9 protein-coding genes are annotated in these 11,169 nt (G+C 60.1%); 5 read left to right on the plus strand and 4 right to left on the minus strand.

The genetic code is table 11. The features are described from left to right. Positions 1-100: 100 nt before the first annotated feature. From gyrB to dnaA, 4 genes are read right to left on the minus strand one after another with little or no spacing between them, the layout of a single operon-like run. Positions 101-2,521, minus strand: a complete 2,421-nt coding sequence (gyrB, locus tag GYB81_RS07260; protein WP_161864257.1) for a DNA topoisomerase (ATP-hydrolyzing) subunit B — start codon at positions 2,519-2,521, stop codon at positions 101-103. Positions 2,522-2,525: 4 nt separating this feature from the next. After that, positions 2,526-3,629, minus strand: coding sequence for a DNA replication/repair protein RecF (recF, locus tag GYB81_RS07265; protein WP_161864258.1), 1,104 nt, complete (start codon positions 3,627-3,629; stop codon positions 2,526-2,528). A 7-nt stretch (positions 3,630-3,636) separates the two neighbouring features. Continuing rightward, the gene (gene dnaN / locus GYB81_RS07270) at positions 3,637-4,740 is read right to left on the minus strand and encodes a DNA polymerase III subunit beta (protein WP_161864259.1); all 1,104 of its coding nucleotides are present in this window, start codon (positions 4,738-4,740) and stop codon (positions 3,637-3,639) included. Positions 4,741-4,771: 31 nt separating this feature from the next. Next, positions 4,772-6,262 (minus strand): chromosomal replication initiator protein DnaA, encoded by a 1,491-nt coding sequence (gene dnaA, locus GYB81_RS07275; RefSeq protein ID WP_161864260.1) that lies wholly within the window; start codon positions 6,260-6,262, stop codon positions 4,772-4,774. Positions 6,263-6,782: 520 nt separating this feature from the next. Between dnaA and rpmH the strand changes: the two genes are divergently transcribed. The 5 genes from rpmH (at position 6,783) to mnmE (ending at position 10,847) form a co-directional block, all read left to right on the plus strand. After that, positions 6,783-6,917 carry a 50S ribosomal protein L34 gene (gene rpmH / locus GYB81_RS07280; RefSeq protein ID WP_003246698.1) on the plus strand — a complete coding sequence of 45 codons (135 nt, stop codon included), beginning with the start codon at positions 6,783-6,785 and terminating at the stop codon, positions 6,915-6,917. A gap of 13 nt (positions 6,918-6,930) precedes the next feature. Further along, positions 6,931-7,335, plus strand: a complete 405-nt coding sequence (gene rnpA / locus GYB81_RS07285; protein WP_161864261.1) for a ribonuclease P protein component — start codon at positions 6,931-6,933, stop codon at positions 7,333-7,335. Further along, positions 7,328-7,573 (plus strand): membrane protein insertion efficiency factor YidD, encoded by a 246-nt coding sequence (gene yidD, locus GYB81_RS07290; RefSeq protein WP_161864262.1) that lies wholly within the window; start codon positions 7,328-7,330, stop codon positions 7,571-7,573. Before rnpA ends, yidD begins: the two co-directional genes overlap by 8 nt. Before the next feature lie 2 nt (positions 7,574-7,575). Continuing rightward, complete coding sequence (gene yidC, locus GYB81_RS07295; RefSeq protein ID WP_161864263.1) at positions 7,576-9,321, plus strand: membrane protein insertase YidC; 1,746 nt, start codon at positions 7,576-7,578, stop codon at positions 9,319-9,321. A gap of 158 nt (positions 9,322-9,479) precedes the next feature. Beyond that, entirely contained in the window at positions 9,480-10,847 is a 1,368-nt protein-coding gene (gene mnmE, locus GYB81_RS07300) for a tRNA uridine-5-carboxymethylaminomethyl(34) synthesis GTPase MnmE (protein WP_161864264.1), read from the plus strand. Positions 10,848-11,169: the final 322 nt, after the last annotated feature.

Here is an 11,169-nt window from a genome sequence, read left to right on the forward strand (position 1 = left end):
TTAGCTCTATAGCCCGCTCAAATTAAAAAGCCCCTGCCGATTTGCTTCGGCAGGGGCTTTTTATTCCACACCAACTGGCGACTGGCTAGCAGTTCGTTCGTCAGAAGTCCAGGTTCGACACCGCCAGGGCGTTGGATTCGATGAAGTCGCGGCGCGGCTCCACGGCATCGCCCATCAGGGTGTTGAAGATCTGGTCGGCAGCGATGGCGTCCTCGATGGTGACCTTGAGCATGCGGCGCACTTCCGGGTCCATAGTGGTTTCCCACAGTTGATCCGGGTTCATCTCGCCAAGACCTTTGTATCGCTGCACGCTGTGGCGCTTGGTGCTTTCGTGCATCAGCCAGTCCAGCGCTTCCTTGAAGGTGCTGACCGGTTTCTTGCGCTCACCACGCTGTACGTATGCGCCTTCTTCCAACAGGTTGTTCAACTGATCGCCCAGAGTCGTGACGGTCTTGTAGTCATTACTGGCGAAGAAGTCGCGGTTGAAGGTGGTGTAGCTGGAAAGGCCATGCGCCTTGACCTCCACTTCGGGCAGCCAGACATGACGCTCGCGGTCTTCGCGCAGGCTTGCAGTGTAGGTCTGACCGGACTTCTCCATGCCTTTGAGACGGGCGCTGAAGCGCTCCAGCCATGCCTGCATGCCGGCATGGTCAGCAAGCTGCTCCAGACCAATGCTCGGCAGATAGACGAAGTGTTCGGTGATGTCCTTGGGATAAACGCGCGACAGGCGATCCAGGGTCCTCATCACGCGGCGGTATTCGCCAACCAGCTTCTCCAGAGCACCACCGGACAGGCCCGGGGCATTCTCATTGACGTGCAGGCTGGCATCCTCCAGAGCCGACTGGGTCATGTATTCGTCCATGGCCTCATCGTCCTTGATGTACTGCTCCTGCTTGCCTTTCTTCACCTTGTATAGCGGCGGCTGGGCGATGTAGACGTAGCCACGCTCGATCAGCTCCGGCAACTGACGGAAGAAGAAGGTCAGCAGCAGGGTGCGGATGTGCGAGCCGTCGACGTCAGCATCGGTCATGATGATGATGTTGTGGTAACGCAGCTTGTCGATGTTGTACTCCTCACGCCCGATGCCACAGCCCAACGCGGTGATCAGCGTGCCAACTTCGGCAGAGGAGAGCATCTTGTCGAAGCGCGCCTTCTCGACGTTGAGGATCTTGCCCTTGAGCGGCAGGATCGCCTGGGTCTTGCGGTTACGGCCCTGCTTGGCAGAACCGCCCGCGGAGTCACCCTCCACTATGTAGAGTTCGGACAGCGCCGGATCTTTCTCCTGGCAGTCGGCCAGTTTGCCGGGCAGGCCTGCGATGTCCAGAGCGCCCTTGCGGCGAGTCATCTCACGCGCCTTGCGCGCTGCTTCACGGGCACGGGCAGCGTCGATCATCTTGCCGACCACGGCCTTGGCTTCGTTCGGATTCTCCAGCAGGAAGTCGGCGAAGTACTTGCCCATTTCCTGTTCGACAGCGGTTTTCACCTCGCTGGAGACCAGTTTGTCCTTGGTCTGCGAGCTGAATTTCGGGTCCGGCACCTTGACCGAGATGATCGCAGTCAGACCTTCACGAGCGTCATCACCGGTGGTGGCGACCTTGAACTTCTTGGCCAGGCCTTCCTGCTCGATGTAGTTGTTCAGGTGACGGGTGAGGGCGGAGCGGAAGCCCGCCAGGTGGGTACCACCGTCACGCTGCGGAATATTGTTGGTGAAGCAGAGGATGTTTTCGTTGAAGCTGTCGTTCCACTGCAGGGCCACTTCCACGCCAACGCCGTCTTCCTCGCGCTGGATATTGAAGTGGAACACCTGATTCACCACGGTCTTGTTGGTGTTGAGGAACTCGACGAAGGCCTTCAGGCCACCCTCGTACTTGAACAGTTCTTCCTTGCCGGTACGCTCGTCGCGCAGCAGGATGCCCACGCCGGAGTTGAGGAATGACAACTCGCGCAGACGCTTGGCCAGGATGTCCCAGCTGAAATGGATGTTGGCGAAGGTTTCTTCGGACGGCTTGAAGTGGATCTGCGTGCCGGTGCCATCGGTGTCGCCAACAGCAGCCAGGGGTGCTTGCGGGACGCCATGCACGTAGGTCTGTTCCCAGATCTTGCCGCTACGGCGAATGGTCAGCACCAGCTCCTTGGAGAGTGCGTTCACCACCGAGACACCCACGCCGTGCAGGCCGCCGGATACCTTGTAGCTGTTGTCGTCGAACTTACCGCCGGCATGCAGCACGGTCATGATGACTTCGGCTGCCGAGACGCCTTCTTCTTTATGCATGTCGACCGGGATACCGCGGCCGTTATCACGTACGCTGATCGACTCATCCGGGTGGATGGTGATGGTGATTTCGCTGCAGTAGCCCGCCAGCGCTTCGTCGATCGAGTTGTCGACCACCTCGAACACCATGTGGTGCAGACCACTGCCATCGTCCGTGTCACCGATGTACATCCCGGGACGTTTGCGTACGGCGTCCAGTCCTTTCAGCACTTTGATGCTGGAGGAGTCGTACGTTTGGTTCTCGCTCATGCCTTCACTCCCGATGGTCTTGGGTCTGGGTGATACGGCCATGTTCCACGTGGAACATGGCAACCGGCGTATCCGTCTGCCAGCCTTCCCTCAACAATTCATGATCCACACAGGTGATGAACACCTGGCAGCGCAAATCTTCCAGCAACCGGCATAACGCCTGACGATGCTGCTCATCCAGTTCCGACGGTAGGTCGTCCACCAGATAGATACATTGACCACGCTTGGCGTCATTCACCAAGTGGCCCTGGGCGATGCGTAACGCACACACCACCAGCTTCTGTTGTCCTCGCGACAGGATCTCTGCCGCGTTGTGCCCTGCAAGCCGAAGGCGTAAATCAGCACGCTGCGGACCTGCCTGCGTATGCCCGAGCTGCTGATCGCGGAAGAGGGAGGCGGCGAGCACTTCGCTCAGCTCACGATCCTTGTCCCATCCGCGGTAATAACTCAGGGTCAAGCCTTCCAACTGCAGCAATTCGCCAAGAGTGCGCTCGAATACCGGCTTCAGTGCCTGGATGTAAGCGCGCCGATAGGTATCGATCTCTTCGCTTGCGCTGCACAATTCGCGGTCCCACGCGGCCTGCGAAGCACCGTCAAGTGTACCATGGCGTAGCCATGAGTTCCGCTGCCGCAGGGCTTTCTGCAGGCGTTGCCAGGCACCAAGAAAACGATGTTCCACGTGGAACACACCCCAATCGAGGAACTGCCGACGAATCTTCGGCGCGCCTTCCAGGAGACGAAAGCTGTCGGGGTTGATCAGTTGCAACGGCAACAGGTCGGCCAGCTGTGCAGCGCTGCGAGCATTCTGCCCGTCGATACGTATTTGCAGCTCGCCCTGGCGATCCCGCGAAATACCCAGATTGCTCGAACCGCCCTGGGCCAACTGCACCTGACCAAATACAGTACAGGCAGGTTGCTCGTAATGAATAACAGGCTGCAGGCGGGTGCTGCGGAAGGAACGGGCCAGGCCGAGCAAATGGATGGCCTCCAGCACGCTGGTCTTGCCGCTGCCGTTGGCGCCATGAAGGATGTTGATGCGGGAGGAGGGGGAGAGGGTCACCGGGTGCAGATTGCGCACCGCGGTGACCGTGATACGGCTTAGGGACATTAAAGGCTTAGAGCCTCATCGGCATGACGACATAAGAGGAGTCGTCGTTGTCAGCTTCCTGCAGCAGGGCGCTGCTGTTGGAGTCGGAGAGAATCAGGCGAACCTGCTCGGTGCCCATGACGCCCAACACGTCCAGCAGGTAGCTGACGTTGAAACCGATTTCCAGACCGCCGCTGTTGTAGTCGACCACGATCTCTTCCTCTGCCTCTTCCTGCTCCGGGTTATTGGCCTGAATCTTCAACAGACCAGACGCCAAGGTGAGGCGGATACCGCGATACTTTTCGTTGGAGAGGATCGCGGTACGGCTGAAGGCTTCACGCAGCCCCTGACGATCGGCCAGCACCAGCTTGTCACCGCCGCGCGGCAATACGCGTTCGTAATCCGGGAATTTGCCGTCCACCAGCTTGGAGGTGAAGGTGAACTCGCCGGTGTTGGCGCGAATGTGGTGTTGACCCAGGACGATGGCGACTTCCGCATCCTGCTCGGTGAGCAGGCGGGCCAGTTCAAGAATACCTTTGCGTGGCACGATGACCTGATGCTTGCCTTCCTGCTGGATGGCGGCCTCCATGGAGCACATGGCCAGGCGATGGCCGTCAGTGGCCACGGCACGCAGCATGCCGCTCTGTACTTCCAGCAACATGCCGTTGAGGTAATAACGCACGTCCTGCTGAGCCATGGCGAAACTGGTGCGCTCGATCAAGCGACGCAGCTTGGCTTGCGGCAGGTTGAAGGTCAGCGAGCCCGGGCCTTCTTCCACGGTGGGGAAGTCGTTGGCCGGCAGCGTCGACAGGGTGAAACGGCTACGACCGGCCTTGACCAGCAGCTTCTGATCATCGACGCGGATGTCGATCAGCGCATCGGACGGCAGGCTCTTGCAGATATCCATCAGCTTGCGCGCTGGTACGGTGATCTCGCCTGGCTCGGCAGCATCTTCCAGCGTGACACGACCAACCAGCTCGACCTCGAGGTCGGTACCGGTCAATGACAACTGCTGGCCTTCGACCACCAGCAACACGTTGGACAATACCGGCAGCGTCTGGCGTCGTTCCACGACACCGGCGACCAGTTGCAGAGGTTTCAACAGGGCTTCGCGTTGAATGGTGAAATGCATGGTCTAGTCCCTTGCCTCGTGGAGCTGCGAATCAGGTTGTAAGCGTACGCAGCAGGTTCTTGTAGTCCTCGCGGATATCCGCGTCGGATCCCCTAAGTTCAGCAATCTTACGGCAAGCGTGCAACACCGTGGTGTGATCACGACCGCCGAAGGCCACACCGATTTCCGGCAGGCTGTGATTGGTCAGTTCCTTCGACAGCGCCATGGCCACTTGGCGCGGTCGGGCGATCGAGCGTGAGCGACGCTTGGAGAGCAGATCGGTAATCTTGATCTTGTAGTACTCGGCCGTGGTGCGCTGGATATTGTCGATGCTGACCAGTTTGTCCTGCAGGGCCAGCAGATCCTTGAGCGACTCCCGGATCAGTTCGATGGTGATGTCGCGGCCCATGAAGTGCGAGTGGGCGATCACCCGCTTCAGCGCACCTTCCAGCTCACGTACGTTGGAGCGAATGCGCTGGGCGATGAAGAACGCGGCATCGTGCGGCAGATCAACCTTGGCCTGATCGGCCTTCTTCATCAGGATCGCCACGCGCGTTTCCAGTTCGGGCGGCTCGACCGCGACGGTCAGGCCCCAGCCGAAGCGCGATTTCAGTCGCTCCTCCAGCCCTTCGATCTCTTTGGGGTAGCGGTCGCTGGTGAGAATCACCTGCTGGCCACCTTCGAGCAGTGCATTGAAGGTGTGGAAGAACTCCTCCTGGGAGCGCTCCTTCTTGGCGAAGAACTGGATGTCATCGATCAGCAGCGCATCCACCGAACGGTAGAAACGCTTGAATTCGTTGATGGCGTTGAGCTGCAACGCCTTGACCATGTCAGCGACGAAACGCTCCGAGTGCAGGTACACCACCTTCGCATTGGGATTCTTCGCCAGCAGGTGGTTACCCACGGCATGCATCAGGTGAGTCTTGCCCAGACCCACACCGCCATAAAGGAACAGCGGGTTGTAGCCATGCTTGGGATTGTCCGCTACCTGCCAGGCCGCGGCGCGAGCCAACTGGTTCGACTTGCCCTCGACGAAGTTGTCGAAGGTAAAGGTGCGATTGAGGTAACTGGTGTGCTTGAGGCCGCCTTCGACCTGCACGGTACGCTCGGTGCGAGGCGCCACCGCAGGGGTCGGAGGTTGCGGCGCCGAACCGGCCATGGAATCGAAGCTGGCTCGCGAGGGTTCTTCCTGAGCGGGTGGAGGAACCGGCTTGCTGACCGCAGCAGCAGCCTGAACCTGAGCAGCGCGCGCGGCGGCAGGAAGTGGCGCAGTGGGCGCTACCCTGGCAGTGGCAGCGCGTTTACTGCCTATTAATAAGGAAAGCGCAGGGACCAGGCCACCAGCACGCTCGCCGAGCAGCTCGAGCAAACGACTGAGGTATTTCTCGTTGACCCAGTCGAGCACGAAACGATTGGGCGCATACACACGCAGCTCGTCGCCTTCGGCCTCGACCTGCAGAGGACGGATCCAGGTGTTGAATTGCTGGGCCGGCAACTCATCGCGCAGAAGCTCGACGCATTGCTGCCATAGTTCCACTGACACTGACTATCCCCTATCCAGGCGGCGGTGCAAAAACAGCCGCCATTGTACCGACCCACGGCTGAGTTATCCACACAACATGAGCTAGATGGCCAAGTAAAATCAAAGCCTTAGTCACATTCACGAGACTTATCAGCAAGCCCCTGAACCTTGTGGATAAGCACCCAAAAAGCCTTTGCAAAACCATGTGGATCAGCATGCGGATAACCAGGCTGTGGGTAAAGCGTCAATCCATCCTCAGGTTGTAGGCAGCCAGCGCACAGATCAAACACCTGTTCTGGACAGGCTTATCCTTTGCGCCCAGGCACGGAGCGTGCCGCCTTCAGAGGCTTGTCCACAAGCCAGGACAAGACTAATCAACATAAACATAGAAAAAGAGCTTTAAACCCTTTTCCTTCTTTCTATTTCTATCTGGAGAATAAGGTTGGTTGGAAATTGACCTACTGCGCGGCTTTCTCTAGAATTGCCGGTCTCTTTAAACCAGGGTCATTCCGACCCTAGTCGATCACCCAGGTAACGCACCATGAAACGCACTTTCCAACCTAGCACCATCAAGCGCGCTCGCACCCACGGTTTCCGTGCCCGCATGGCCACCAAGAACGGCCGTGCCGTCCTGTCGCGTCGTCGCGCCAAGGGCCGCAAGCGTCTGACTGTCTAATTCATCCGGACAGGTGGTGAGTCGAGGCTTCGGCCGGGAAAAGCGACTGCTGACTCCCCGGCAATTCAAGGCAGTCTTCGACTCCCCAAGCGGCAAAGCTCCGGGCAAAAGTGTCCTGCTGCTAGCGCGCGATAACCAGCTTGATCATCCCCGCCTAGGTCTGGTGATCGGCAAGAAGAGCGTCAAGCTCGCCGTCGAGCGCAACCGCATCAAGCGTCAAATCCGCGAGTCCTTTCGCCTCAATCAGGACAACCTGACAGGCTGGGACATCGTGGTGGTCGCCCGCAAAGGGCTAGGTGATCTGGAGAACGGCGAACTCGCTCAGCAGTTCGGCAAACTCTGGAAACGCTTGGCCCGAAGCCGGCCCAGTCGCGACGCAGAATTATCCTTCGGGACAAGCGACAATCCCCATGCGTAAAGCGGCTCTAGCCTGCATTCAGGTTTATCGCTACGCCATCAGTCCGCTGATGGCCAGTCACTGTCGCTTCTACCCCAGCTGCTCCTGCTACGCCTACGAAGCCATCGAGCAACATGGCTTGCTGCGTGGTGGCTGGCTGGCAGCTCGCCGTCTCGGTCGCTGCCACCCCTGGAATGCCGGCGGTTTCGATCCGGTTCCTCCCGTAAAAACATCCCGTTCCCCTTCGATGGCCGAATAATCATGGATATCCAACGTTCGATCCTGATCGTCGCCCTGGCAGTCGTGTCCTACCTCATGGTCCTGCAATGGAACGAGGACTATGGCCAGGCTGCCCTGCCAGCCGAGGTTAGTACCTCGACCGCTGCGACGCCTGCCCTGCCCGATACGCCTGCGGCTACCGCCAGCACTGGCAGCGACGACATCCCCACTGCAGTGGCCGAGCCTAGCGCAGCTGCCGTTGCCCCCACCGCAGTTGCCAGCGACGAGCTGATCCGCGTCAAGACCGATGTGCTCGACCTGGCCATCGACCCACGCGGTGGCGATATCGTGCAGCTGCGTCTGCCGCAGTACCCGCGTCGTCAAGACCGCCCGGACGTACCGTTCCAGCTGTTCGACAACGGCAGCGAGCGCACCTACCTGGCGCAAAGTGGCCTGATCGGCCAGAACGCTCCGGACAAATCCAGCGGCCGTGCCCTGTGGTCCAGTGAGAAGCAGAGCTACGAAATGGCCGAAGGCCAGGACAGCCTGGTGGTCGATCTCACCTACAGCGAGAACGGCGTCAGCTACATCAAGCGCTACAGCTTCAAGCGCGGCCTCAACCCGCAGTGCTCGGCGCGTGAGCAGGAGCTGAAGAAGCCTGGTTGCATCGATCCGTCCGCCTACCAGGTCGACGTGCGTTACCTGATCGACAACCAGAGCGATCAGGCCTGGAGCGGCAACCTGTTCGCTCAACTCAAGCGTGACAACAGCGGTGACCCTTCCTCGACCACCGCCACCGGCACTGCCACCTACCTGGGTGCCGCGCTGTGGACCAGCGAAGAGCCTTACAAAAAGGTGTCGATGAAAGACATCGACAAGCAGTCCTTCAAGGAAACCGTGCAAGGCGGCTGGGTCGCCTGGCTGCAGCACTACTTCGTCACCGCCTGGGTGCCGAACAAGGACAGCACCAACCTGGTACAGACCCGCAAGGACAGCCAGGGCAACTACATCGTAGGCTTCACCGGCCCGTCCGTGCAGGTTGCTGCCGGCGCGCAGGGCGAAACCGGCGCGATCCTCTATGCCGGTCCCAAGCTGCAGGAGCACCTGGGCACCCTGTCCCCGGGTCTGGAGCTGACCGTCGACTACGGCTTCCTGTGGTTCCTGGCACAGCCGATCTTCTGGCTGCTGGAAGTGATTCACGGCGTACTCGGCAACTGGGGCTGGTCGATCATCGTCCTGACCATCATCATCAAGCTGATCTTCTTCCCACTGTCGGCTGCCAGCTACCGTTCGATGGCGCGCATGCGTGCCGTATCGCCGAAACTACAGGCGCTGAAGGAGCAGTACGGTGACGATCGCCAGAAGATGTCCCAGGCGATGATGGAGCTGTACAAGAAAGAGAAGATCAACCCGCTGGGCGGCTGCCTGCCGATCCTGGTGCAGATGCCGGTATTCCTCGCCCTGTACTGGGTGTTGCTGGAATCGGTCGAAATGCGTCAGGCCCCATGGATGTTCTGGATCACCGACCTGTCGATCAAGGATCCGTTCTTCATCCTGCCGATCATCATGGGCGCTACCATGTTCATCCAGCAGCAGCTCAACCCGACGCCGCCGGACCCCATGCAGGCCCGCGTGCTGAAGCTGATGCCGATCATCTTCACCTTCTTCTTCCTGTGGTTCCCGGCTGGTCTGGTGCTGTACTGGGTGGTCAACAACTGCCTGTCCATCGCCCAGCAGTGGTACATTACCCGCAGGATCGAAGCGGCAGCGAAACCGGCCAACGCCTGATTCGCCAGAGCTTCCAAGCATCAAGCAAACGCCCCATGATTGGGGCGTTTTGCTATCCAAGCATTTGTCGTAGGAGCGAGCTCTGCTCGCGAATCGCTGTTATTCACAGCTATCCACCCTCGTTCCTTCAGCCACCCGTACACATCGAGTAAGCCACCATGAACCACGCCCGAGACACCATCGCCGCCGTCGCCACTGCACAGGGCCGTGGCGGAGTAGGCATCGTGCGTGTGTCCGGACCGCTGGCCGGGCAGCTGGCCCAGGCCATCTGCCGACGCGAGCTGAAACCGCGTTTCGCTCATCACGGCCCGTTCTATGGCGAGCAGGAACTGCCCTTGGACGAAGGCCTGGCGATCTACTTCCCCGGTCCGAATTCCTTCACTGGTGAGGACGTGCTCGAGCTGCAGGGGCATGGCGGTCCGGTGGTGCTCGATCTGCTGCTGCGCCGCTGCCTGGAACTGGGGGCGCGTCTGGCTCGGCCCGGCGAGTTCAGCGAGCGCGCCTTTCTTAACGACAAACTCGACCTGGCCCAGGCCGAAGCGATCGCCGACCTGATCGAAGCCAGCTCCGAACAGGCCGCACGCAACGCGCTGCGTTCGTTGCAGGGCGAATTCTCCAGACGCGTGCATGCGCTGACCGAATCCCTGATCCGGCTGCGTATCTACGTCGAAGCTGCCATTGATTTTCCCGAGGAAGAAATCGACTTTCTCGCCGATGGCCACGTACTCAGCCAGCTCGACGGTGTTCGCGCCGACTTATCCACAGTGCTGCGCGAAGCCGGCCAGGGCGCCCTGCTGCGCGACGGCATGAACGTGGTCATCGCCGGACGCCCGAATGCCGGCAAGTCCAGCCTGCTCAACGCACTGGCCGGCCGTGAGGCGGCCATCGTCACCGATATCGCCGGTACCACCCGCGATGTGCTGCGTGAACATATCCACATCGACGGTATGCCACTGCACGTGGTCGACACCGCCGGCCTGCGCGACACCGACGACCAGGTGGAAAGAATAGGCGTGGAGCGCGCGCTCAAGGCCATTGGCGAAGCCGACCGTGTGCTGCTGGTAGTGGACTCCACCGCACCGGAAGCGGCCGATCCCTTTGCCCTGTGGCCGGAGTTCCTCGAACAGCGCCCGGACCCGGCGCGGGTAACCCTGATCCGCAACAAGGCTGACCTGTCCGGCGAGGCAGTGACACTGCAAACCAGCGCTGACGGTCACGTTACCCTCAGTCTCTCGGCCAAGTCCGCTGACGGCCTGGAACTGCTGCGCGAGCATCTGAAAGCCTGCATGGGTTATCAACAGACTGCAGAGAGCGGCTTCAGCGCCCGCCGCCGCCACCTTGAAGCGCTGCACCAGGCCGAGCAGCACCTCGAACACGGCCGCAACCAGCTCACCCTGATGGGCGCCGGCGAGCTGCTGGCCGAGGACCTGCGCATGGCCCAGCAGGCCCTGGGCGAGATCACCGGCGCCTTCAGCAGCGACGACCTGCTGGGCCGGATCTTCTCCAGCTTCTGCATCGGCAAGTAAAACGCTCCCCGTGCACTTGTCCACAGCGCTTATGTAGGAGCGGATTCATCCGCGAAGAGAGCATGGGTTCCCGCCGCTAACCTTCCCTCGCCATTCCCGAATTTCATCAAGCTGCGAATTGCGGGCCTGGCTCAGGATACGCTCTCCTCCTGGCGCCAATCCTAATCATGGGCTCGCCCAACCCTCCTTCCCTGTGCTTAAAGCCCTTTAACGCCGACACATTGCCGAAGCGAATATCTTATAGCTCGATCCCTCGGACTACGGTTATCCATCACGAAATAAACCCTGTGGAAAACCACCCCTGAACCCTGCCCATAAGCCT

The organism is Pseudomonas yangonensis (assembly GCF_009932725.1).
Classification (GTDB): domain Bacteria; phylum Pseudomonadota; class Gammaproteobacteria; order Pseudomonadales; family Pseudomonadaceae; genus Aquipseudomonas; species Aquipseudomonas yangonensis.

Coding starts and splice junctions, on each gene's coding strand:
- yidD (WP_161864262.1), top strand. CDS start 7,328: ATGCGTAAAGCGGCTCTAGCCTGCATTCAGGTTTATCGCTACGCCATC.
- yidC (WP_161864263.1), top strand. CDS start 7,576: ATGGATATCCAACGTTCGATCCTGATCGTCGCCCTGGCAGTCGTGTCC.
- gyrB (WP_161864257.1), bottom strand. CDS start 2,521: ATGAGCGAGAACCAAACGTACGACTCCTCCAGCATCAAAGTGCTGAAA.
- dnaN (WP_161864259.1), bottom strand. CDS start 4,740: ATGCATTTCACCATTCAACGCGAAGCCCTGTTGAAACCTCTGCAACTG.
- rpmH (WP_003246698.1), top strand. CDS start 6,783: ATGAAACGCACTTTCCAACCTAGCACCATCAAGCGCGCTCGCACCCAC.
- mnmE (WP_161864264.1), top strand. CDS start 9,480: ATGAACCACGCCCGAGACACCATCGCCGCCGTCGCCACTGCACAGGGC.
- recF (WP_161864258.1), bottom strand. CDS start 3,629: ATGTCCCTAAGCCGTATCACGGTCACCGCGGTGCGCAATCTGCACCCG.